Below are 24,235 nucleotides of genomic sequence, written 5' to 3'. Positions count from 1 at the left end.
ATGTGCGGGATTGTCGGGCTTTTGGGCCGGTTTGAACACAAGGAAACACTGCTGGCAGCCAGTTGCAGCAAGATCGCGCATCGCGGGCCGGACAGCCGGGGTTTCTGGGAAGACGCCGACAGTCCCGTGGCTTTCGGCCATGTGAGGCTGGCCATTCAGGACCTCTCTGAACAGGGCCATCAGCCCATGGCCAGCGCCGATCAGCGCTTCATGCTGGTTTTCAACGGGGAAATCTACAACCATCCGCAATTGCGCGAAGCGCTGGAGCAGGACGGTTATGCCCATGCCTGGCGTGGTCATTCCGATACGGAAACCATCCTGGCCGGCCTGATGGTCTGGGGAATCGAAGAGACGTTAAAGCGCATGGTGGGCATGTTTGCCATTGCTGTGTGGGATCGCGAGGCGCGCAGTCTGGTACTGGCGCGTGATCGCTTCGGCGAAAAGCCGCTGTATTACGGTTACACGCCGGCAGGGTTTATGTTTGCGTCGGAACTCAAGGCGCTGATGTCCCTGCCGGGTTTCAATACGCAATTGAATCGTGATGCGATTGCCCTGTTTCTGCGCCACAACTATATTCCTGCGCCCTATAGCATTTTTACGCAGGTGCGCAAGCTGCTGCCCGGCACCTGGGTCACACTATCGCTGGATCAGATTGAACAGGCCGACTGGCCCGAACCCCAAACCTATTGGTCGGCGCTGGACGTAGCGCGCACACAGCCGCGGCGCCGCGTTGAGCGCGATGACGAGGCGGTGGATGAGCTCGATAAGGTGTTGCGTCAGGCGATTCGCGGGCAGTTGCTGTCCGATGTGCCGCTGGGCGCCTTTCTGTCCGGAGGCATTGATTCGTCGCTGATTGCCAGTCTGACCCGGGAAGAGACAGCGGGATCGCTAAGGACCTTTTCTATCGGCTTTACCGAGCCCGAGTACAACGAGGCCGAGTACGCAGCACAAGTGGCACGCCATTTGGGCACCGATCACACTGAATTGTATGTGAGCGCTCAGGACAGTCTGGACTTGATCCCTTCGCTGCCACGCATGTACGACGAACCCTTTGCCGATTCTTCGCAGATTCCGACGGCACTGGTCATGCGCATGGCCAGGCAGGAAGTGACGGTCGCGCTGTCCGGAGACGCGGGCGATGAGCTGTTTGGCGGCTATTCGCGTTACCAGCGTGTGCGGCAGTGGTGGCGCAAACGTGAAAAAGTGCCCGCAGGACTGACAACGCCGCTGCGCGTGGGCGCACGGTTGGCTGGCAGCCTGCTGTCCGGGCCGCGTGCGGAAAAATTCGGCAAGCTGGAGCAGGTGCTGGGTGCGGACGATATGGTTGCGTTCTACCGCCAGTTCGTCTCTTACTGGCAGGATCCGGCAAGCGTCGTCAAAGGCGCCAGCGAGCCGCCCACCGCGTTTGCGCAGCCGCCGCTGGACAGTTTGCTGGATACCATGATGGCGCTGGATACGGCGTCATATCTGCCCGATGATATTCTGGTCAAGGTCGATCGCGCGGCGATGGCGGTGTCGCTGGAAACCCGTGTGCCGCTGCTCGATCACCGGGTCTATGAATTTGCCTGGAGTCTGGATGAAAAATACAAAGTGCGGGGGAGTGAGAGCAAATGGCTGCTGAAGCAATTGCTGTATCGCCATGTCCCGCGCGAGATGCTGGACCGGCCCAAGAAAGGCTTTTCAGTGCCCATGGGGCAATGGCTGCGTGGTCCCTTGCGGGAATGGGGCGAGCAATTGCTGGCGATGTCACGCTTGCAGGAACAGAATTTGCTGGATGCCGATCGCGTGCATGCGATCTGGATGCAGCATCAAAGCGGGGCGGCCGACCACAGCCCGCGCTTGTGGGGTATCCTGATGCTGCAGGCCTGGCTGGACGAATACGGAATCAAACCATGAAAAACCTTAACTGCAACGGCAAGGAGTAGCCCGTGCGAATCCTGTTACTTGTCAGTTCCATGAACGCCGGCGGCGCCGAGCGGGTGGCGGCTTCGCTGGCCAATGCATGGGTGGCCGAAGGCCATGATGTCTGCCTGATGCCCACGTATTCCCGTGGCACGGGCCAGTCTTTCTATCCACTGGATCCGGGCGTGCGCCAAATCTGGGTATCACGCCATTTGAGCGGCCCGGGCATGTTTCGCACTCTGGCCAAGCCGCTGGTGTTGCGCCGCCTGATTCAGGAAGTGGCGCCCGACGTGATTGTCTCCTTCCTGACGAATGTGAACGTGATGGTGCTGGCCGCTACCAAGGGCCTGGATATACCGGTGATCGTCTGCGAGCGGACCAATCCGGCGGCGAGCAAGAATGTCAGTCCTGTCCTGGCGCGTGCGCGCAGGTTGTTGTACCCGCAGGCCGATGCGGTCATGCTGCAGACGCAGCAGGCCGCCGATGTGTTTGCCCGGGCGGTGCCGGATTTGCAGCATGTGGCGGTCATTCCGAACCCGCTGCCGCCAGCGCTGGAGTCTGCGGCCAAAGCGGCAGATGGCACCGGCAGGGTCACCTATATTTCGGAAACCGACAGCCGGCCCACCGACAGCCAGCCTGGCGAGAGTCAGGCAGTCGGGGCCCGATCAGCGGGGGACGCTGCAGCGAACGCTGCGGCACCACAGGACGCGCAAGCATCCAGCGGCGGTCGGCGGCAATTGTGCGCCATGGGTCGCTTTGTGGCGACCAAGCGCTTCGAAATGCTGATCGATGTGTTCAGCCGGCTGGCGCCGGAGGTGCCCGAGTGGGATCTGACAATTTGGGGCGAAGGGCCGTTGCTTGAGCCATTGCGGCGGAAAGTGGAAACGCTGGGGCTGCAGAACCGGATCCGCCTGCCAGGCAAAACCGATCAACCCTGGGAAGCCCTGAGTCGCGCCGATGCGTTTGTCATGACCTCGGAAGTAGAAGGATTCCCCAATGTCTTGCTGGAATCCATGGCGCTGGGCCTGCCCTGCGTGACCATGGATTGCCCCAGTGGTCCTGCCGAGCTGTCCAGAAACGGGCGTGATGCCATTCTGGTCGGACTGACTGACGAGGCCGCCTTGCAGGAATCGCTGCGGCAGATTATGACAGATGAAATTTTACGCAGTGAACTGGGCCACCGTGCAACGATTTCGGTACGCGACCGCTACAGTCTGGCGGCGGTGCTGGAGCAGTGGCAGTTTCTATTTGACGCCGTGCTGGGCCGCAAGCCGGTCACGCCGGGAACGCGACCGGAGCAGTCGTCATGAACGAGGCGCCGACGGCACAGCGTGAGCTGCACGTGGTACACGTGATCAGCGGTCTGGGGCAGGGCGGTGCCGAAGCGGTATTGAACCGCCTGTTGCTGGCGCCCGCGCATGGTGTGCGGCATACGCTGGTCAGCTTCACCGATGATGGCCTGTATGGCGCATCGCTGCGCGCAGCCGGTATTTCTGTTATTACACTTGGCATGGCACCGGGCAAAATCACCCCGGCCAACTTCGTGGCACTGCGGCGTGAGTTGATCGCACTCAAACCCGACGTCGTGCAAACCTGGATGTATCATGCCGATGCCATCGCCGGTCTGGCCGCACGCACGGCCGGCTTGCGGCATATTGCCTGGGGCATCCGCAATTCGGGGGAAAATCTCAAGAGCAGCAGCAAGTCTGCGTGGCTGTTGGCGCGGTTCTGCGGCCTGGTGTCGCGCTGGTTGCCACAAACCATTGTCTGCTGCGCGGAAGGCGCCCGGGCACGTCATGTGCAGTGGGGTTATGATGCGGACAAAATGGTCGTGATACAAAATGGCTACGATCTGACACGCTGGCAGCGTAATCTTCAGGCACGCACGCGTCTTCGCCAGGCATGGCAACTGGCCCCGGATACGCGGGTCATCGGCTTTGTGGCGCGCTGGAATCCGCTGAAGGACCATCGCACGCTGATCCAGGCGCTGGCGCGTTGCAAGGCCAACGGGCTGGATTTGCGCTGTGTGCTGATCGGCAAGGGGCTGGATGCGGACAATGCCGAGCTGATGCGACTGCTGCGCGAGGCCGATGTCGTCGATCAGGTGATTCTGCTGGGAATGCGCGATGACGTTCCCGATATCATGAGTGCGCTGGATGTGCATGTCCTCTCCAGCCTGGCGGAAGGGTTTCCCAATGTGGTGGCCGAGGCCATGGCCTGCGGCGTTCCTGGCGTCGTGACCGATGTCGGCGATGCCGTCGTGATTGTGGGCGATACCGGGTGGGTTGTGCCGCCGCAGGAGCCTGCGATGCTGGCCGAGGGCATCGGCAAGGCATTTGCCGCACTGGATTCAGAGGGCAGCCAGGTCATCGCCGAGCGCGTGCGCGAACGGGTGTTGCAGGAATTTTCCCTGCCGAAGATGGTGCAGCGTTACGAACACACCTGGCGGGCCATGCTTGCTGCCGAGCCTGGACAAAACGCGCGGGTATGACAATCGACAAAAAAGCAGGTCATACCCGACCGGAAAAATCGACGTTATAGGGATTTGATGACCATGACCAAGCAAACCTCTTCGCGTTCCCTGATGTTTGTGGTGAACAATCCTGCTTTCTTTCTGTCTCATCGCCTGCCCATTGCGCTGGCCGCAAAAGCGCAGGGCTACGATGTGAGCGTAGCCACGATGGATGGGGAGGCAGTGGAAGCGATCAAGGGCCATGGCCTGACGCATTATGTGTTGCCCATGTCCCGCAGCGGCATGAATCCGCTGGCCGAAATCAAGACACTTTACGCAATCTATCGGCTCTTCAAAATCGTGGAGCCCGATATCGTGCATCTGGTCACGATCAAACCGGTGCTGTACGGTGGCATTGCCGCCCGGCTCGCAGGCGTCAAAGGCGTGGTGTCGGCCATATCGGGCCTGGGCTTCATTTTTACGCGCGAACACAAGGGTATTGACTGGGTCCGGCTCGTGACCCAGCAGCTGTACCGCTACGCGCTGGGGCACCGCAACAGTCGCGTTATTTTCCAGAACAGCAATGATCGCGAGATTCTGGGCAATATTGGCGCGGTCAGGGACGAGCAGGTGGTGATGATCCGCGGATCCGGTGTCAACCTGGAGCAGTATGCTGCGCAGCCAGAACCGCCTTTGCCGATCACGATTATTTTCGTGGCGCGGCTGCTCAAGGATAAAGGCTTGCTTGAATATGTCGAGGCGGCGGGTATGTCGCAACGGGATGGCAAGCCTTACCGCTGGCTGGTGGTAGGCAATCCTGATCCGGGCAATCCGGCGTCAGTGACCGAAGACGAAGCCCGTTCCTGGGGAGATCGTGTGCAATGGCTGGGAGAGCGCAATGACATCGCCGCCCTGTATGCCGATTCGCATATTGTGGTGCTGCCTTCCTACCGCGAAGGATTGCCAAAATCGCTGGTCGAAGCCGCCGCTTGCGGGCGTGCCGTGATTACGACCGATGTGCCGGGCTGCCGGGACGCGATCGAAGCAGGATTGACGGGCGTATTGGTGCCGGTGCGGGATGCGCGGGCGATTTACGATGCGGTATGCGAGCTGGCCGAAGATACGGAAAAACGTCAGGCCATGGGCAGGGCAGGTCGCGCGCTGGCACAGGATGCGTTCGATATCCGCAAGGTGGTTCAGGCCCATCTGGATATCTATCAGGCACTGGAACGATAACGGGAATGATCAGAACGGCAGGCTGGCGTCGGGTGCGAACTCGGCAAAGACCGCCTTGAATTCGGCACGGATGCGATCAATGGCCTCTTGCGAGTCGCCTTCAAATCGCAACACAATGACCGGCGTGGTATTGGACGCGCGTGCCAGGCCGAAGCCATCTTCGTATTCTGCGCGGACCCCGTCAATTGTATTGATGCTGGTCGCACCGGGAAAGCGGGCCTTTTCCTGCAGTGTTTTGATCAACGCATATTGCTGACCTTCCTGCATATCGAGTTTGAGTTCGGGTGTGGAAATGCCCTCGGGCAGGGCGTCCAGCACGGCGGTCGGATTGGCGTCGCGCGCCAGGATTTCCAGCAGGCGGGCGCCGGTGTACAGACCATCATCAAAGCCGAACCAGCGTTCCTTGAAAAACACATGGCCGCTCATCTCGCCGGCAATCGGCGCGCCGGTTTCAGCCAGCTTGGCTTTGATAAGAGAGTGGCCGGTGCGCCACATAAGCGGTTCGCCGCCGGCTTCCTTCACAGCGGCCGTCACATGCCGGCTGCATTTGACATCATAGATAATGGTCGCGCCGGGCTGGCGGGCGAGAATATCGCGGGCGAACAGAATCAGTTGCCGATCCGGCCAGATGATGCTGCCGCTACGGGTCACCACGCCCAGACGGTCGCCGTCGCCATCAAAGGCCAGCCCGATTTCGCAATCGGTCTGCTCAAGCGTGCGTTGCAGGTCTTCCAGGTTATGCGGGTCGGCCGGGTCGGGGTGATGGTTGGGAAAGGCGCCGTCCACATCGCAAAAAAGTTCGGTCACCTGGCAGCTCAGCGCGCGAAACAGTTTGGTGGCCACGATACCGGCCACACCGTTGCCGCAGTCGATGGCAATCTTCATGGGACGAACGAGTTTGACATCGGACACGATCCGATCGATATAGGTCTGAACGATATCCTTGCGATGGGTGCCCCCTTTTTTGTCGGCTACCGGCTGCGAGGCCAGCGCCTGCATCTCTTCGCGCAGGGCCAGCACATCATCGCCATAAAGCGCCTTGCCGCCGATCATCATTTTGAAGCCGTTGTACCTTGGGGGATTATGACTGCCGGTAATGGCCACGGCCGCACCAATGTTTTCCGAGTAGGATTCGAAGTACACCAGCGGTGTCGGAACCATGCCAATGTCAACGGTATCAATGCCTTCGTCCCTCATGCCTTTTTGCAGGGATTCTGACAGCCCCGGGCTGGACAGGCGGCCATCGAATCCAACCACAATGCGGTCCGTGCCGCAGGCCAGGGCGCGACGGGCCAGGGCGCGCCCCAGCAGATAAGCGAATGATTCGTTCAACTGGTCAGGCACCGTACCACGAATGTCATAGGCTTTGAATACGGTTTGGGGCAGAACCTGGGGCATCGACTGTCCTTTGGAAGACTATTGCGGCGGTCGCGCCGCGCGCGCGGCGGGCAACAGCTTGAAATTGGGTAGAATGTGGACTGTATTATACGTCTGTTGCCTGCGACGATCAGTACCAAATTGTGTGCTGCACCAATGAGGCGGCAAACAAGTCGAATGGGAAGGTAGAAATGAATATTGTGATGGCGCTGCAGCAGGTTGTGGGCGCAGACCACGTGCTGACCGGCGAGGCGGCGCAGCCTTATCTGACTGACTGGCGCGGGCGCTACACGGGGCAGGCACTGGCCGTTGTGCGACCAGGCAACGTGCAGGAAGTGGCACAGGTGGTACGCTGCTGTATTGAACATCAGGCGCCGATGGTGCCGCAGGGTGGCAACACCGGCCTTTGCGGGGGCGCTACGCCCGATGCGCAGGGCAAGAGCGTGGTGGTGGTGCTCACGCGGCTGAATCGCGTTTTACAGGTGGATACGGCTGACGACACCATCACCGTGCAGGCGGGTTGCACCTTGCGCGAGGTTCAGGAAGCCGCGGCGGCGGCAGATCGCCTGTTTCCGCTCAGCCTGGCGGCTGAAGGCAGTTGCACTATTGGTGGCAATCTGGCCACCAATGCCGGCGGTACCCAGGTGCTGCGTTATGGCAATACGCGCGATCTGACGCTGGGGCTGGAAGTGGTCACGGCCGACGGCGACATCTGGTCCGGCCTGCGCGGGCTGCGCAAGGACAATACCGGCTATGATCTGCGGGATTTGTACATTGGCAGCGAAGGCACGCTGGGAATTATTACGGCGGCGACACTCAAGCTGTATCCCCAGCCGGTGGCGCGCTGTACGGCGATGCTGGCATTCAATGAACTACCGGCGGCTGTGCGTATGCTGGCCCGGGCGCGCAAGGGGTTTGGAGCAGCGCTGACCGGTTTCGAGCTGATTTCCCATTATTGCCTGGATTCAGTGACGCGCCAGTTTACGCAGCAAAAATGGCCCTTTGATGAATCCGGCCGCCAGTGCGCCTGGTACGCCTTATTGGAGATTTCTGACAGCGAAAGCGCAGACCATGCACGGGAGCGTTTTGAAACGGTGGTGGGCGATGCGATTGAAGCCGGCGATGTGGTTGATGCCGTGATCGCTGCCTCGATTGCCCAGAGCAACGACTTGTGGCATTTGCGCGAAAGCATTCCCCTGGCTGAGAAGCAGATGGGCAAGAATATCAAGCACGATGTGTCCATTCCCGTCTCACGCATGGCCGATTTTGTCGATCAGACCAACGCGCAGTTGCAACAGGCGTTTCCGGGTGTCCGGCATATTGTGTTCGGTCATCTGGGTGATGGCAACCTGCACTATAACGTCGCGGCGCCAGCCGGGTCCGACGAGACCGCGTTTCTGGGTTTGCAGTCCCAGGTCTATCAGCTGGTCCATGACAGTGTGCATGCGTTTGCGGGGTCCATCAGTGCCGAACATGGCGTCGGGCAGCTCAAAAAAGACCTGCTGCCCTTGTATAAGTCAGAGGTCGAACTGGCGCTGATGCGTAAAATCAAGCGGGCGCTGGACCCTCACGTCCTGATGAATCCGGGCAAAGTCATCAATAGCGCTGACATTTAGGGCAGAAAAACGTGGCGCGCTGGCCCTGGACGATTTTGCGTATTGGTGTGCCGCAAGTGCGGCAGGGCTGGTTTTCACGGTCGTAGACGGCCGCGTGAATCTCAAAGTAGGCCCCCGGTTCCTCCTGCGTACCGGTGTAGTTGCGCAGGGTACTGCCGCCCGATTCAAGGGCATTGGACAGCGTGGTCAGGATGGCTGCATGCAGGCGGGTTGCGCGGCCCGGCGAAATGCGATTGGCTGGCGTGCGTGGATGGATCCGGGCCAGGAACAGGCTTTCCGATGCGTAAATATTGCCCACCCCGACGACAATCTGCCCGCCCAGCAGTGCCTGCTTGATGGCCACACTGCGGTTCTGCAATCCTGCATAGAGCAGCGCAGGTGTGAACGCCGGATCGAAAGGCTCAATACCCAGACCGGCCAGCAGCGGGTGGGCGGCCACAGGCCCGGCATCATTGGGATGCCACAGCACCGCGCCAAAGCGCCGCGGATCATTCAGGCGCACGGTGGCGCCATCAAAACACCATTCCACATGATCGTGCTTGCGCAAAAAGGCGTTGGCTTCGACCTGACGCAGCGATCCGGACATGCCCAGGTGAATCAGCAGCGTTCCATGCTCGAAACGCAACAGCAAATATTTACCCCTGCGCTCGCAGGCCAGCAACGGTTTTCCCTGCAGAATCGCGTTCAGATCCGGGGTCACAGGCCAGCGCATGCGCGCTTCGTACACATTGACCGCAAGCACGCGCTTGCCGGTAATGATTGTGTCCAGCCCCCGGCGGGTGGTTTCGACTTCAGGTAATTCAGGCATAGGAACCAGGCAGTTCGCGTCGTGCGCGGCAAGCGGCACCGGCGACGGTAAAATGCCTAAATTTAAGGATTTATTAATAATAACTAAGCAGGGATGATAACATTTGTTTTTTGTTACCTGGCCTTGTCCATCTGCCTGTGATTCCGATGAAAAGCGTTATTCGCGCCGCCGTTTTTGTTGCCCCGCTGCTGTGGACTGCGGCTGCACACGCCCAATTCGATCAGCCTGCAGACCGGCGCGCCATGCTCGATTTTTTATCGAACGAGCAGGCCACGCCCGTGGTTCTGGTCAATCATACCGAGGCCGATGACATTTATCGCCTGCTGATCATGGAGATCGCAGCCCAGGAAGGCAAAATCGACCTGGCGGCAGAAACCGCCATGGACCTGGCGCGCGAACGGAAAATTCCGCGCCTGGCCAAGCGTGCCATGCACTTGTATCTGGCCGCTTCCCAGCCTCGCGAGGCGAGTGGGGCGGCAAAGCTGTGGAGCCAATTGGCTCCGGGCGATGAAGAAGCTGTGGCTGCCACCCTGGCCCTGTCGGCCAGCAATGGCGACACCGATGGCATCGTCAAAGCGCTGCGTGAACGCATTGCCGTTGCAGGTAACAAGGACCGTGCCCTGTACCAGGCGGCCGCAGTCGTGGCGCGCATGAAGGACAAGCAGGAGGCCCTGAAGGTCTTTACGCAGGTCATCCATAAAAACGGCGACACCTCATCGGTGGCGCATCTGCTTCTGTCGGATCTGGCCTTCCAGGCCAATAACCCGATACTGGCCTGGGAGGCCGCGCATCAGTCGCTGCGGCTGGATCCCAATTCCGATGCGGCAGCCGAGCGGGTCCTGCAGTATGGTGTGAAGATCAATCGCAAACTGGCCATGTCGCTGGGGCGCAAGTTTATTGATGACCATCCCAATATTCGCCGCGTGCGTCTGTTGTACATCAGCCAGCTGGTTGAAGAGGGCAAATTCGATACCGCCCTGGCCGATCTCAAGCGTATGCGCAAGACTTTTCCCGAAGACTTCGACCTGCTGTACCTGGAGGCCCAGGTCAATTACCAGGCCAAGCACTACAAAACGGCGCGTGCACGCCTGAATGAGTTTCTGGAGGTGCAGGGTCAGCGGCGCGCGGCGCTATCCGATGCCGAAACCGATGCCCAGGGTCAATCCACCGATGCGCGCCTGCTGTATGCCCAGATCTACGAAGACGAAGGCAATTACCGGCAGGCCATTGCCCAGCTGGAAAAAATCGATGAGTCGGTCGCCATGCCGCAAATCCGCATGAAACAGGCGGCGCTGTACGGCAAGCTGGGTAACTTGAACAAGGCGCTGGCGCTGCTGGCGGGCATTCGCAGCGATACGAAGGATGACAAAATCATTGTCGAGCTGGCCGCCTCGCAGGTACTGGCGGCCGCGGGTCGCACCGACAGGGCAGTGGCGCGGCTGGTCCAGGCTGACAAAGCCTTGCCGGATAGCCCGGCCATCAAATATGACCTGGCCATGCTCTATGAACGTCAGGGCAAAATCGTGGAAATGGAAACCCTGCTGCGTCAGGTCATGTCATTGCGACCCGAGTCGCCTGACGCCTACAATGCGCTGGGGTATGTGTTTGCCGATCAGAATATCAATCTGGACCAGGCACAGGTTCTGCTGGACAAGGCTGTGCAACTGGCGCCGGGCAATCCCTTTATTCTGGACAGTATGGGCTGGTTGCAATTCCGGCTGGGCAATCATGCGCTGGCCAGCCAGTATCTGGAAAGCGCCTTTGAATTGTCGCCCCAGGCCGATATCGCGGCTCACCTGGCAGAAATCTACTGGAGCGACGGGCAGAAAAAGCGTGCCCGAGCCCTGCTGAAAAAGGGCTGGGAGCTGGATCGCGAAAACCCGACCCTCACAGAAACCCTTAAACGACTGGGAGTCCGTTTCAAATGAATATATCCGCTTTACCACGCATGAGCCGATGGATCGCAACCGGTCTGGTTGCGGCAACGCTGGCTGCGTGTTCCACAGTGCCCAAGACGCCATCGGCCCCGTCCGCCGCTCGAGCCGACGGCACATTTGAGCGTTCCGGTCGCTTTGCCCTGAATGTGTATGATAAAAGTGTCGAGCGCAATCGTGATTCGGTACAGGGTGGATTTACCTGGGTGGATACCGGCGCTATCCTTACGCTGGACCTGACCAATCCGCTGGGCTCTACGCTGGCGCGCGTCGTGGTGTCGGACGGACAGGCTGTGCTGACCCGCTCTAATGGCAAGCGGACCGTGGCGGCCGACCCCGATAGTCTGGTGGCTGATGTGCTGGGCAGCCCCATTCCGGTCAGCGGCATGCGCAACTGGCTCAAGGGCTTGCGTAATGGGCAGGCCGGCGCCAGCGGGCAGGGGGCTCAGGAGTTTGACGAAGCCGGCTGGCACGTCAAACTGTCCGATATCGACAGCAAAGGCCCCACGCGCCTGAATTTTGAGCGTATTCAGGGCACTGACCGTATAACCGTTCGCGTGGTGACTGAAAGCGAATGAAGCAGCTGTGCGATGTGCCGGCGCCGGCCAAGCTGAACCTGTTTCTGCACGTCACGGGGCGCCGCCCCGATGGCTACCACCTGCTGCAAACCGTTTTTACATTTATCGACCTGGCAGACCGGCTGCATTTTACGCTGCGCGACGATGGCCGCATTGTGCGCGAGACCGACGTACCGGGCGTACCTCATGATCAGGATCTGATCGTGCGGGCAGCGCGGCTGCTGCAACAGCACGCGCCAGCCAGCTCGAACGCTGCTGCGGGCGTGACTGTCCGGGTTGACAAAAATATTCCAGCCGGCGGCGGCCTGGGAGGCGGCTCCAGCGACGCCGCCAGCACGCTGATGGCGCTTAACCGGCTATGGGGCTGCGGTTTGTCCCGGGAAGCGCTACAGGCCTTGGGCCTGACCCTGGGCGCCGATGTGCCGGTGTTCATTTTCGGGCAGGCGGCCTTTGCAGAGGGAGTGGGTGAGGCGCTGCAGGCGTGCCCGGTGCCCCCGGCGGTGTATGTGCTCTTTATTCCCACAATCAGTGTCGCAACTGCAACAGTTTTTGCGTCGCCTGATTTGACAAGAGACACAAAATCAATCATAATGCACGACTTTGCTGGACATGATATTCATCAGTTTGGCAGAAATGATCTACAGGCAGCAGCATGTGCTTTGTTCAAACCGCTTTCGCTTTTTGTGGGCTGGCTTGAAACATTGGGCATACAGGCCAGAATGACAGGATCGGGTGCATGTTTTTATATATCGTACCCCAGCCTTCAGGAAGCCGAAGCATGCCGCCAGCGTGTAGAATATGCGCTTGCCTCTCATCCAGAGGCACGCCAGTGGTTAAGACAGGTCGTTATCTGTCACGGCATCAGCCGGCATCCGCTGTATAATTGGATATAGAATTTGGGGCGTCGCCAAGCTGGTTAAGGCACTGGATTTTGATTCCAGCATGCGAAGGTTCGAATCCTTCCGCCCCAGCCAAATTCGTACTGCAAGTGCGGAAACCGTGAATAAGCCGCTATAAACCGGTATGTGCTTATCACGGTTTTTTTATTTACTTCACCGATTCCAGCTATCATGTCCAACACTAATTTCATGATTTTTACCGGCACTGCCAATCCCAGGCTTGCTGTAGATGTCGTCAATCATTTGGACATGTCGCTGGGCAAAATGACCGTCGGTCGTTTCTCTGACGGTGAAGTCATGGTGGAAATCCTGGAAAATGTACGGGGCCGCGATGTATTCGTGCTGCAGCCCACGTGCGCGCCGACCAACGACAATCTCATGGAAATCATGACAATGGTCGATGCGTTGCGCCGCGCCTCGGCCGGTCGAATTACCGCTGCCATTCCGTACTTTGGCTACGCCCGGCAGGATCGTCGTCCGCGTTCAGCCCGGGTGGCCATCACGGCAAAAGTCGTTGCCAACATGTTGCAAAGCGTCGGTGTAGACCGGCTGCTCACCATGGACCTGCATGCCGATCAGATCCAGGGCTTTTTCGATATTCCGGTAGACAACATCTACGCCGGCCCCGTGCTGCTGGCCGATATCGGACAGCGCCACTTCAAGGACCTGGTCGTGGTGTCACCCGACATCGGCGGCGTGGTACGTGCCCGTGCACTGGCCAAGCAGCTTGAAGCCGACCTGGCCATCATCGACAAGCGCCGTCCGCGCGCCAATGTATCCGAAGTCATGAACATCATTGGTGAAGTAGACGGTCGCACCTGCATTATCATGGATGACATGGTCGATACCGCAGGTACGCTGTGTAAAGCGGCTGCGGCACTCAAAGAGCGTGGCGCCGGCGCTGTGTATGCATACTGTACGCATGCCGTGCTGTCAGGCGGTGCTGTCGGTCGTATTGCCGAATCCGAGCTGGATGAACTGGTTGTGACCGACACTATTCCGCTGTCTCAGGAAGCCGCCGATTGCAGCCGCATCCGCCAGCTTTCCAGCGCATCGCTGCTGGGCGAAACCATTCTGCGCATTTCGCATGCAGAATCGGTCAGTTCGCTGTTTGTAGAATAAGCATTTGATTCGCTGCTGGTCGCGGCAGCGGGTCGGGTGGCTGGGCCAACCGGTTCAGCCTTTTTGAAATACCGTAACCGGTATTGTTAATTTGGAGTTCTCCATGAAATTTGAAGCCACTACGCGTAGCGTTCAGGGATCGAGTGCGAGCCGCCGCCTGCGTCGCGCTGGTCGTGTCCCGGCCATTGTTTACGGTGGAAAAGGCGAAGCGCAAAGCGTCGAGCTGGACCACAATGAAATCTTCCATGCACTGCGTAAAGAGCCTTTCCATACATCCGTGCTGGATATGATTCTTGACGGCAAAAAGCAGAACGTTCTGCTGCGCGCCGTACAATGGCATTCCTACAAACCACAAGTGCTGCACGTGGATTTCCAGCGCGTCAACGCCAATGAAGCGCTGACAACACGCATTCCTTTCCACTTTATCAACGGTGATGAATCTCCTGCCGTCAAACAGCAAAATGCGACTATTTCGCACGTGCTCAATGACATCGAGGTCACTTGCCTGCCTAAAGACCTGCCACAGTTCATCGAAGTCGATCTGGGCAAAATGGAAGTCAATGACGTTCTGCACCTGTCTGACATCACGGCGCCCGCTGGCGTTGAGTTCCTGGGCGTAGGCGAAGAAAGCCCCGTTCTGGCAACAGCATCTGTCGTCGCTGCCAATGTTGAAGACGACGAAGCAGCCGAAGGCGAAGAAAAAGCCGCTGATGACGCAGAGAAATCTGACAAACCAGCTGAAGACGACGCCAAGTAAGTCTTGGATGTGTTACCTTGCCTTCAGGCGGGGTAATGCAGGCCGGCTCTGCCGGTCAGGTAAAAATAAGTACGCCCCCGTAGTGCATCCGCATTTCGGGGGTTTGTTTCGTAAATTGCAGGGAAAATGAGCACATGGCTTCGTTGCCTATCCGTCTGATTGTCGGGCTGGGAAATCCTGGCCAGCAGTATGAAGCCACGCGGCACAATGCGGGCTTCTGGCTTGCCGATCATTATGCCGATGACCTGAAAACCCAATTCACACTGGAAACGGGCTTCTTCGGTCAGCTGGCACGTGCGCGTCACGACGGCGAGGCTGTCTATCTGCTCAAACCGGCGACTTATATGAATCGTTCCGGCCAGTCTGTCGGCGCCGTCGCGCGGTTTTTCAAGATCGAGCCGGAACAGGTACTGGTGCTGCATGATGAGCTGGATCTGCCGGTTGGCGATGTCAAACTGAAAAAAGGCGGCGGGCACGCCGGCCATAACGGCTTGCGCGATATTCAGGCGGCACTGGGCACGCCCGACTATTGGCGCATGCGCCTGGGCATAGATCATCCGCGCAAACGCGGTCTGGCTCAAGGGGTGGCCGATTACGTGTTGTCCATGCCGGCCAAAGACGATATGCCTTTGATTGAGAATGAAATCAACAGTGCCAGACAAATCCTGACGCCTTTGCTGGACGGCGATTTTGCTGCTGCATCGCGTCGGCTTGCTGCGGTCCGTGAGCGTAGCGCATGACCTCCCCCACATTCGGCACTGACCTGCGTGCGTTCCTGCGGTTCGTACGCAGACCGCGCCTGACGCCACGGGTGGTCGGGCGTGGCGGCGGCAGTGGCTGGTGGCGTGACTGGTATCCCAACGTGTCTTTTGGGCGCATGCTGGCCTGGGTTGCGCTGCTGTGGTTCGTGAATCTGTTTGTCCTGGCACCATTGGCGCTGAGCGCGGCGGAAAGCAGCGGGGCGCAACATCGCATGGACCCCGATAACATTCCCTGGCTCATGGCCGTGTTGTGGGCGCCGCTGGCCGAAGAAATGCTGTTCCGCTATAGCTTGCGGTATCCACGCGCTATCTTGTGGGTAATCCCCGTGATGGCAATCGTGGTCTTTTCCGGCCCATCATGGCTGAGCATCGCTGCTTTCCTGTTGGTGCTGGCCTTGCTGGTCGCCCTGAAAATGCGCGGGCTGGCCAGTCACGACGAAGCGCTCTCCTGGCATCTGCGCCGATTGTATGTACAATGGTTTCCGTGGGTCTTTCATCTGTCTGTGCTGACCTTCGCATTTGTGCATTTGAATAATTTCAAATTGAACGGCACGCCCTGGTGGATGTTTCCGGTCATGGTGCTGCCGCAATGGATGACCGGGCTGGTGCTGGCCTGGATGCGCGTCCGGTCCGGTATCGGCACCTCTATGCTGATGCATATGATGTTCAACGGCGGGCCGTTGCTGCTGATCTGGCTGATGCTGATGGGTAAATAAACATCAGCGCCGTCGCCGGGCGCTGTCTTCGCTGCATTGTCGCTCACCGCTGGACCATTACCCGTTCTGGAAAGGAGCTTGCTGTGCGAATTTACGTAACCAGTATTTTTGTCGATGACCAGGCACACGCCCTGGATTTCTATACCAACACACTTGGCTTTAAATTAAAACACGATGTGCCGGCGGGGGACTATCGCTGGTTGACGGTGGTCTCGCCCGAGCAGACGCAGGGTACCGAGCTGTTGCTTGAGCCCAGCGTACACACGGCGGTTGCGCCGTACAAACAGGCACTGGTCAAGGATGGCATACCGGCCACGTCTTTTCTGGTGGACGACCTGGATGCCGAATATGAGCGACTCAAAGGCAAGGGCGTGAATTTTACCGTCGCGCCCATGGATGCGGGGCCTGTCAAAATGGCGGTGTTTGATGATACCTGCGGAAATCTGATTCAGGTGATTCAGATGATGGGCGGAGGTATGTAAAGACGTTCATGTGCCTTGTTTTGAAAACGTGTATTTGATAGAATTTCAACTACGGTTTACAAAGTGTTTTTCGTATTACTGTAAGAAGTTTGGAGCGTGGCATAACCCCGAGCATTGGGCCAACGACTCCCCTGACAGCAGGTGAAATCGGTAAGCCTGATGATAGCAGCATGAATGCAGGTATGGTTCGTGTGCCAACGACAGCACTATGCAAGATGGCTTGCATATACACACTAAGACGGTGGTTCGGCTATCTGGACTAATACGAAATTTGAAGGCTCCCAACTCGGGGGCCTTTTTCTTGTTTCTTATTGATGCCCCAGGACGAAGTGTTGTCATACCAGGTGACAACGGAATATGCTTGTTGTGGGACCAGAAACTGGAGAATCACCGTGTTCTTGGATCGGCAGGCAACGATTAGCGGTCGGTGGTTCCCACGTATATCTTCGAATAGGCAATGAATATCCGCTTTTTTGAACACTGATTGCAATTCTGCATAGAGTAATGCTTCGGCTTGTTCAAGTGTGTTGCCACGACTAATCAATCGCTGTTGCCAGATGTGAAACAGACCGAACCCCCTGTGCATTCCCTTGTGTTCCCCGTAGAAAAGATAGATTGGAGCGCTGGCAAAAGTGTGCTTTTGAAATGTGATAGAAGGGAATGTCCCAAAACTCTGGTCGGAGAGTGGCCCACTGATTTTGAGATATTTGTGTCTGGAAACAAGTGTCCCCATAGTCTCCTGGGTAAACGTGTAACAAAACATTCTAGTTTATCGATAAACTTTTGAATGGCTATTCGGGTCATTACGTTCGGAGTTTCCGATAGCGTCCGGGTCAGGCAATCATCGCGCAAACAAACTGCCCGGAGCATCTTTCTTTCAGAACGCTATAGACCGTGAAGAAGAGCGGCAGACAAGGTTACAATCAACGCTTTACACGAAATCCGTTAACAATTGCGATAAAGCTGCAGGTTGATCGGTCGTTTCGTTAGTAACTGCGCATTACTTTTCACATCACGTTGGTGAGTCCGGTCAATTTTCATTGATCCGACAAAGGCGTGCGTGTGCGACACTCAAGGAATATAAATGGCTCTTCAATGTGGGATTGTCGGACTGCCCAACGTGGGCAAATCCACGCTCTTTAACGCCCTGACCAAAGCGGGCATTGCTGCGGAAAACTACCCTTTCTGCACCATCGAACCCAATGTGGGCATTGTCGAAGTGCCTGACGGGCGTCTGGAAAAGCTGGCCGATGTGGTCAAGCCCGAGCGCATTCTGCCTGCGACGGTCGAATTTGTCGACATCGCCGGTCTGGTGGCGGGTGCATCAAAGGGCGAGGGCCTGGGTAACCAGTTCCTGGCCAATATCCGCGAGACCGACGCCATTGTGCATGTTGTGCGCTGTTTTGAAGACGAGAATGTCATCCACGTGGCCGGCCAGGTCAATCCGATTTCCGATATTGAAGTGATCAATACCGAACTGGCCCTGGCAGATATGGCTTCGGCTGAAAAAGCCCTGTTGCGCGCGCAAAAAACCGGTCGCGCCGGCGACAAGGATGCGCAGAAACTGGCTGCCCTGCTGGAAAAAATCATTCCTGTGCTTAACGAAGCCAAAACCATTCGTTCCATGGGCCTGGATAAGGATGATCTGGAGCTGATCAAGCCGTTCTGCTTCATTACCGCCAAACCGGCCATGTATGTAGCCAATGTGAAAGAAGCTGGCTTCAAGGACAATCCGCATCTGGCCGCAGTGGAAGAATTTGCTGCAAAAGAAAATGCGCCGGTGGTGGCCGTTTGTGCCGCCATCGAAGCGGAGATTGCGGATCTGGACGACGAGGATAAGAACGTTTTCCTGGCCGACATGGGCATGGACGAGCCCGGACTGAACCGCGTGATTCGTGCGGCATTCCGCCTGCTTGGTTTGCAAACGTACTTTACCGCAGGGGTCAAGGAAGTACGCGCATGGACCATCCATATCGGCGACACGGCGCCCAAGGCGGCCGGCGTGATTCACACCGACTTTGAGCGCGGTTTTATTCGCGCCCAGACCATTGCCTATGATGATTTCATTACGCATAAAGGCGAGCAGGGCGCCAAGGAAGCGGGCAAAATGCGCGCTGAAGGCAAGGAGTATATTGTCAAGGATGGAGACGTATTGAATTTCTTGTTTACCCCGAAGTAGGCGGGTATGGACATTCGTTGGGCTAATGGAACGTCCCATGGATTTTTCAATTCTGGATAGCAACGTTGCGTAGATCATAAAGGACGCTAAAAGCCTTTCGTCCTCAATAGGTACGACAAAGCCCGCATATCGCGGGCTCTAATTTTAAAAAAATGTCATAGAACGTGCGTTCGCTGGCTATGATCGTGGTGTAGGCTTTGAATCGAGAATCTGAGCACTTAACTTTTGCAACCATTTCTCTCTATCAATTTCCTCAGTGCGATACCAGTCTTTAAAGCCGCCGGAAATATTCGACTTTAGCCAATAGTCGAACTCAGGGCCTTCTTTCTTAGAAAGATCTACACTGCGGTTCCGTCTGCGAAATGGCATTGCTTTCTCCTTTTTCGCGTTGGTTCACAACTTAAAAGGAAACGGTAGCACCCGTTAGATGAGCGGGTCTAATTGTACTTTTAAAAGATTTTGACTGAGCAATAGCAATATTACGATTAGTCGAACGCCGTTATCTGCATAGTAGTCAATCGTCTCGGCAATGTTTCAGGATCAATCAGCTTATTCATGAGCCCACACTTTGCGCCAATTTAGCGCGCAGACTGAAGAACGTAAAGAATCTGCGTTTCAGGGACACCTCTGGTAACAGACTGCTCGCTATTGCTACATCTCTGCTTTGGATCAAATGCCTCTATCCATAAGCGGTGGCAGAGAATGCGTGGCAGAAGCATTAACATTTAGATGCTAAGACTAAAACAAGCAGTCCATAAAAAGCGTATGATTTTTGGAAGGGCACACTAACTTGTGCCTGTTTTCTTTTAACAAAAAGGAAGCGCTACATTTTTCCTGCATTTCTGACTATCTTGTTGCGCTCTTTTTTAATTGAAGGGAGACCAATATGCACGAAAGAAACGGAAGTCAAATTATCCAGGATTGGCCGGAAGAGTCTAGAGAAGCTACGCAACTTGTCATCGATAAATATGGTGATCCACATGAAATTACGCCGACCACCCTTGTGTGGTTTAACGCTGGACCATGGAAGCGGATCGTAGCATCCAAAACGTTTTACCAGCACAATTTTCCATCGCCCCATATAGACTGCATCGAATCGGTAATTGATTACCAAGTTCCCGTCGATAAGTTCGACGAACTTGCCAAGTTTGACGGTAGTGTGATCGTTGAAAGGACTGCTGGTGAAGTTTCTGCGCGCTGTCATGACGAAGAAGCAAATTTTCTGGCTCTCAATTTAATGCACGACATTGTTACGGGAGAAAAAAATGTCGCAGAAGCGCGGAGTTATTATGGCAAGGAATTCTTGGACTATCGCAAAAAAAAACCGACGCCGTATATGGAAAAGTTGCGTTTTCAATCTGCTTTAGAGCATAAAGCACCTGATCCAGATACTTCCATACTCTCTGAGGAGGACCTTGAATCTGCGATTAGAGAAGGAGAGCAAAGTAGCGCCGCTGAGTAAGATAAAGAGGCGTGAATTCTAGGACTATGCTCAAGATGCCGGTGTAGTCTGTGTATTTGTGTATACATTCTTATTTCTTTATGAGGTGATATGATGATTAACGACGACACTATCCAGGATAAATCTGCAAAAGCTGCCGAGAAAACTCAGGCGGCTGCTGAAACTCTACTTAACGATCCTAAGGGGGAGATAAAACGTAGAGCCTCAGAGGCGGCGGGAGATGCATCGTACGCGATAAACTCATTTTTTGGAGCCATCGAAGACTCCACCCGCCGAAGTCCCGGCTGTGCTTTGCTTGTTGCTGGCTTAGTTGGAGTATGTATTGGCCGCCATTTTTATAAAAAATAGTTCAACAGCAATGGCGAAACCATTCAATCATTGCCCACGCTGTTTTGGCTACCCCTCAATAGGGACTCATACATTGAGTTAACAATGGTGTCAAACGATCCGTTAGTCCTAATACTTATGTACTTTATCCTGCCGCTTTGGCTAATTGCGGGGTTTGCCGATTGGGGTTGTCATCGTAGATCGCATATCGAAAGCACCTCTGGACCTAAGGAATCAATACTTCATTTTCTCCAATTCGGAGAAGTTGGGCTTGCTCTATTGGCAGCGCTTTTCCTGGAAATTAACGCTGGCTTGATTGCTTTTATGATATTTATCTTTTTAGTTCATGAGGCCACCGCTCTATGGGACGTGAATTATGCTGTAGGTACACGTGAAGTTACTCCCTTCGAACAGCATATCCACAGCTTTCTCGAGATGATCCCTCTTATAGCCATTATTTGCGTAAGTGCATTGCATTGGGAACAGTTCAAGGCAATTTTCGGAATGGGAGAGGAAAGCGCTCGGTTCGCTTTAGCATGGAAGGCGGACCCGCTGCCCATCTCCTACATTCTTACTTTGATGGCAGCTGTGCTATTAATGGTAGTCCTTCCGTATACAGAGGAACTGATAAGGGGTTTGCGTGCGAGGCACGTCAGAAACGACGATTGAGTGGGCATACCAAATTGCTGTGTGGAAACTTTCTCAACTACGTCAAGGAGCACATATGTCAAATCATCTCGAAAACGTCGCCGGTGCGACAATCGTTATAACGGGAGCCTCGAGCGGATTCGGTCGCGGAACTGCGCTTGCCCTAAGCGCGATGGGAGCGAATGTCGTGCTTGCCGCACGTAGGACCACCGAACTAAAAGAATTGGCGACCGAAATCAGCGCTGCAGGCGGTGATGCCCTCTCCGTGACGATAGATGTAAGCCAGCCATCTGAGGTGGCACGCCTTGCTACGGCCTCCATTGATCGTTTTGGTCGCATCGATGTGTGGATAAATAACGTCGGGATAGGTGCGTTGGGTTTGTTCTGGGACATCCCCATTGAGGACCATGCCCGAGTTATAGATGTCAACCTAAAAGGGCTGATATTTGGCGCTCACCAGGCACTTCGGCACTTTCGGGCGCAGGGTTTTGGAACACTTATTAATATCGGTTCGATCGACAGCGAAGTGCCTCTGGCATATCAGGCGTCCTATGCGGCCACCAAAGCGGCAGTCCTAAGTTTAAGTCGGACATTGAATGAGGAGCTCCGGCTCGTTGGCAATAACGATATTAAAGTAGGCACCATTATGCCCTGGGCAGTTGATACGCCTTGGTGGACGCATGCCGCTAATTACACTGGGCACGCGCCTCGAATGGCTGCCATGGACGATCCTCAGATCGTCATTGACGCCATCGTCGCCGCATGTACTGACCCTAAGGAAGAACAGCCTGTTGGCTGGAAGGCGCATGCATCAAACGCTTCCCATCATATTTTCCCGGACTTGTCCGAGCGGATGTCAAGTGACATTGCTGATCGGCAGGTCCATAAGGCCTCCAATGTATCCGAAACAACCGGTGCTATATATAAGCCCTTAGTGGGTACGGCAACAATAGATGGCGGGATACGGGAGAGAATTAAGCGAGAAGAGGAGCGCAAAGGACAGTAGATAAGAATATAAACTTCCGCCAACATATCCCTTCACGCATTGTTGGCGGAGACTCTACATTTTTGAAAAGGAGAACGGTATGGTCTGGCACACTGTTTTTTTCTTTGCTCTAGCATTATTATCTGCGATATTCGGGTTCGGTGGTTTTTTAACTTGGGGCGCACTAATGGCACAAATACTATTTGTTATTTTCTTGGTGTTAGGCCTATTTACAATCTTCATCAGGAAGAAGCGCTAAAACCGAATCTTGGTATTAACTGAAGCCAAAGCTCACTATTAGTTCCTAATTGGTCGCGGCACCAATAAGAGCAACAAACCAAAGCGATAGCTGTATTCAAACCAAGAGTTTTTGGTCTACTACTTACATTTTGTATGCCAAACCAATATCTGGCATCAACTACCAGCAAATCCTGTTAGAACCGTGTTGCTCACTAATGGCAACTCACAGACAGCGACTTCTTTGCAGTTGTCATACGTTCGTAAAAAAAATCCCTCTGGTCAACGTAATTACTAACAATATAAAAGATACAACGGTTGCGTTTGTCCGCTGCCAGTCAAATAATGAACCGTAACGCAGTAATTTTCACACAGGAAAGTCAGTATTGTCGAACGGGCGACAGCTTATCGATCTAAAAAAATATAGGCGATTACTCACTTTCAAAATGTACACATGGAGTGTGTTATGCAAAGAATCGCGATCGTGAGCGAACACGCGTCCCCGTTAGCAGCGTTAGGCGGTGTAGACAGTGGTGGGCAAAACCTATATGTAGCCCACGTTGCACGTGAGTTGGCGCGCCTCGGACACTATATAGATATTTTTACCAGATCAGACAACCCCGCGTTGCCACAGCAAATGAACTGGCATGAGAACATACGCATTATCCATGTTCCAGCAGGGCCACCAGTATTCTTGCCCAAAGAGAGTCTGCTACCCTACATGGAAGAGTTTGGTGAATTTATGCAGTCGTACGTATGCAGGAACAACATACGGTATGACATAATACACGCCAATTTTTTCATGTCGGCGTTGGCAGCCATGCCTCTGGCACGGAACTCCAATACACCCCTTGCTGTGACATTCCATGCACTTGGCAAAGTACGACGTCTGCACCAAGCGCAGAATGATCATTTCTCAGATCAGCGTTTTTCTATCGAGGAAGAGATTGTCCGTATAGCGGATTGTATCGTTGCGGAGTGTCCGCAGGATCGAGAAGACCTGATAGCGCTTTATGATGCAGATCCGGCCCGTATAAGAATGGTTCCATGTGGTTATGATCCAGCGGAGCTCGCGCCTTTGGATAAACAACTCGCTCGTGAGCCGCTGCACTGGGATCCTGAGGCTTTTTATATTCTGCAATTAGGCAGAATGGTTGCCCGAAAGGGAATAGACAACGTGATACGCGCCGTGGGGAGTTTAAGAAATGAACACCACGTTGACGCCCGTCTATGTGTTGTCGGGGGAAATTTATCCGACACCCAACTTGGAGATTTCGACGAATACGATCGTTTAAAGTCGATTGCACGTGAAGAACATGTTGATGACATTGTCGAATTTACGGGGAGCAAAGCACGCGGAGAACTTAGCCGATACTACGGAGCCAGCGATGTATTCGTAACAACACCCTGGTATGAGCCGTTCGGCATTACTCCATTGGAAGCTATGGGGTGCAACAGACCCGTCATTGGCTCCAATACGGGAGGTATTAAATACAGCGTTCTGGACGGTAAAACGGGCTTTCTTGTGCCTCCCAAAGACTCAGAGGCGCTGGCTATAAAACTTGCGCTGTTGGCGAATAATCCGTTTCTTGCGGAAAAAATGGGGCGCGCTGGAGCAGCGCGCGCGCGCAAAATGTTCACATGGAGGCAGGTCAGCACTCAGCTATCCGACATATTCAGGGAGCTGGATTATCAACATACCCCTCAGTATTCGCCCTCGGCTTTCACGCGCTTATCGCTAACTAATTGACTTAAAT

Annotated in this window: 21 protein-coding genes and 1 tRNA gene; 20 read left to right on the top strand and 2 right to left on the bottom strand. The window is 55.5% G+C overall.

Going from position 1 to position 24,235, the window contains the following annotated elements; all coding sequences use genetic code 11:
• The 4 genes from asnB to W822_RS46485 all read left to right on the top strand — a co-directional run bounded on the left by asnB (position 1) and on the right by W822_RS46485 (position 5,590).
• Positions 1–1,896 carry an asparagine synthase (glutamine-hydrolyzing) gene (gene asnB, locus W822_RS25470; RefSeq protein ID WP_024003321.1) on the top strand — a complete coding sequence of 632 codons (1,896 nt, stop codon included), beginning with the start codon at positions 1–3 and terminating at the stop codon, positions 1,894–1,896.
• Positions 1,897–1,928: 32 nt separating this feature from the next.
• Positions 1,929–3,212 carry a glycosyltransferase family 4 protein gene (locus W822_RS25465; RefSeq protein WP_024003320.1) on the top strand — a complete coding sequence of 428 codons (1,284 nt, stop codon included), beginning with the start codon at positions 1,929–1,931 and terminating at the stop codon, positions 3,210–3,212.
• On the top strand, positions 3,209–4,393 hold the full coding sequence (locus W822_RS46490; protein WP_031241997.1) for a glycosyltransferase family 4 protein: 1,185 nt from the start codon (positions 3,209–3,211) through the stop codon (positions 4,391–4,393). Before W822_RS25465 ends, W822_RS46490 begins: the two co-directional genes overlap by 4 nt.
• 63 nt (positions 4,394–4,456) lie before the next feature.
• Positions 4,457–5,590 carry a glycosyltransferase family 4 protein gene (locus W822_RS46485; protein ID WP_031241996.1) on the top strand — a complete coding sequence of 378 codons (1,134 nt, stop codon included), beginning with the start codon at positions 4,457–4,459 and terminating at the stop codon, positions 5,588–5,590.
• 9 nt (positions 5,591–5,599) lie between these two features.
• Here W822_RS46485 and W822_RS25450 read toward each other — a convergent pair whose 3' ends face one another.
• Complete coding sequence (locus tag W822_RS25450; protein WP_024003317.1) at positions 5,600–6,988, bottom strand: phosphomannomutase/phosphoglucomutase; 1,389 nt, start codon at positions 6,986–6,988, stop codon at positions 5,600–5,602.
• A gap of 170 nt (positions 6,989–7,158) precedes the next feature.
• Between W822_RS25450 and W822_RS25445 the strand changes: the two genes are divergently transcribed.
• Positions 7,159–8,583, top strand: coding sequence for an FAD-binding oxidoreductase (locus tag W822_RS25445; protein ID WP_024003316.1), 1,425 nt, complete (start codon positions 7,159–7,161; stop codon positions 8,581–8,583).
• Here the strand turns inward: W822_RS25445 and mutM are convergent.
• The gene (gene mutM, locus W822_RS25440; protein WP_024003315.1) at positions 8,564–9,391 is read right to left on the bottom strand and encodes a bifunctional DNA-formamidopyrimidine glycosylase/DNA-(apurinic or apyrimidinic site) lyase; all 828 of its coding nucleotides are present in this window, start codon (positions 9,389–9,391) and stop codon (positions 8,564–8,566) included. The two genes, W822_RS25445 and mutM, sit on opposite strands and share 20 nt — an antisense overlap.
• Positions 9,392–9,537: 146 nt before the next feature.
• On the opposite strand from mutM, the gene W822_RS25435 reads away from it, so the two are divergent.
• From W822_RS25435 to W822_RS25355, 15 genes are all read left to right on the top strand, one after another.
• Positions 9,538–11,319, top strand: coding sequence for a tetratricopeptide repeat protein (locus tag W822_RS25435; protein ID WP_024003314.1), 1,782 nt, complete (start codon positions 9,538–9,540; stop codon positions 11,317–11,319).
• Positions 11,316–11,903, top strand: a complete 588-nt coding sequence (locus W822_RS25430; RefSeq protein ID WP_024003313.1) for an outer membrane lipoprotein LolB — start codon at positions 11,316–11,318, stop codon at positions 11,901–11,903. Before W822_RS25435 ends, W822_RS25430 begins: the two co-directional genes overlap by 4 nt.
• Positions 11,900–12,796 (top strand): 4-(cytidine 5'-diphospho)-2-C-methyl-D-erythritol kinase, encoded by an 897-nt coding sequence (gene ispE, locus W822_RS25425; protein WP_031241994.1) that lies wholly within the window; start codon positions 11,900–11,902, stop codon positions 12,794–12,796. Before W822_RS25430 ends, ispE begins: the two co-directional genes overlap by 4 nt.
• Before the next feature lie 4 nt (positions 12,797–12,800).
• Positions 12,801–12,877: transfer RNA gene (locus W822_RS25420), tRNA-Gln, on the top strand.
• Positions 12,878–12,973: 96 nt separating this feature from the next.
• Complete coding sequence (locus W822_RS25415; RefSeq protein WP_024003311.1) at positions 12,974–13,924, top strand: ribose-phosphate pyrophosphokinase; 951 nt, start codon at positions 12,974–12,976, stop codon at positions 13,922–13,924.
• Positions 13,925–14,027: 103 nt separating this feature from the next.
• Positions 14,028–14,681, top strand: a complete 654-nt coding sequence (locus tag W822_RS25410; protein ID WP_024003310.1) for a 50S ribosomal protein L25/general stress protein Ctc — start codon at positions 14,028–14,030, stop codon at positions 14,679–14,681.
• 134 nt (positions 14,682–14,815) lie between these two features.
• Complete coding sequence (gene pth / locus W822_RS25405) at positions 14,816–15,421, top strand: aminoacyl-tRNA hydrolase (protein ID WP_024003309.1); 606 nt, start codon at positions 14,816–14,818, stop codon at positions 15,419–15,421.
• The gene (locus tag W822_RS25400) at positions 15,418–16,158 is read left to right on the top strand and encodes a CPBP family glutamic-type intramembrane protease (RefSeq protein WP_024003308.1); all 741 of its coding nucleotides are present in this window, start codon (positions 15,418–15,420) and stop codon (positions 16,156–16,158) included. The genes pth and W822_RS25400 overlap by 4 nt, the downstream gene beginning before the upstream one ends.
• 83 nt (positions 16,159–16,241) lie before the next feature.
• A complete protein-coding gene (locus tag W822_RS25395; RefSeq protein ID WP_024003307.1) occupies positions 16,242–16,640 on the top strand; it encodes a VOC family protein in 399 nt (132 codons plus the stop codon).
• Between the two features lie 1,084 nt (positions 16,641–17,724).
• Positions 17,725–18,819, top strand: coding sequence for a redox-regulated ATPase YchF (ychF, locus tag W822_RS25385; protein ID WP_024003305.1), 1,095 nt, complete (start codon positions 17,725–17,727; stop codon positions 18,817–18,819).
• An 886-nt stretch (positions 18,820–19,705) separates the two neighbouring features.
• On the top strand, positions 19,706–20,281 hold the full coding sequence (locus tag W822_RS25375) for a hypothetical protein (RefSeq protein ID WP_024003303.1): 576 nt from the start codon (positions 19,706–19,708) through the stop codon (positions 20,279–20,281).
• 90 nt (positions 20,282–20,371) lie between these two features.
• Positions 20,372–20,629, top strand: a complete 258-nt coding sequence (locus W822_RS25370) for a hypothetical protein (RefSeq protein WP_024003302.1) — start codon at positions 20,372–20,374, stop codon at positions 20,627–20,629.
• 84 nt (positions 20,630–20,713) lie between these two features.
• A complete protein-coding gene (locus tag W822_RS25365) occupies positions 20,714–21,277 on the top strand; it encodes a hypothetical protein (RefSeq protein WP_031241993.1) in 564 nt (187 codons plus the stop codon).
• Between the two features lie 55 nt (positions 21,278–21,332).
• Positions 21,333–22,262, top strand: a complete 930-nt coding sequence (locus W822_RS25360) for an SDR family NAD(P)-dependent oxidoreductase (protein ID WP_024003300.1) — start codon at positions 21,333–21,335, stop codon at positions 22,260–22,262.
• A gap of 682 nt (positions 22,263–22,944) precedes the next feature.
• On the top strand, positions 22,945–24,228 hold the full coding sequence (locus tag W822_RS25355) for a glycosyltransferase (RefSeq protein WP_024003298.1): 1,284 nt from the start codon (positions 22,945–22,947) through the stop codon (positions 24,226–24,228).
• The last annotated feature ends 7 nt before the right edge of the window (positions 24,229–24,235 follow it).

Source organism: Advenella kashmirensis W13003 (genome assembly GCF_000506985.1).
In the GTDB taxonomy this organism is placed as follows: domain Bacteria; phylum Pseudomonadota; class Gammaproteobacteria; order Burkholderiales; family Burkholderiaceae_B; genus Advenella; species Advenella kashmirensis_A.
This window is presented reverse-complemented; position numbering and strand designations above follow the sequence as displayed.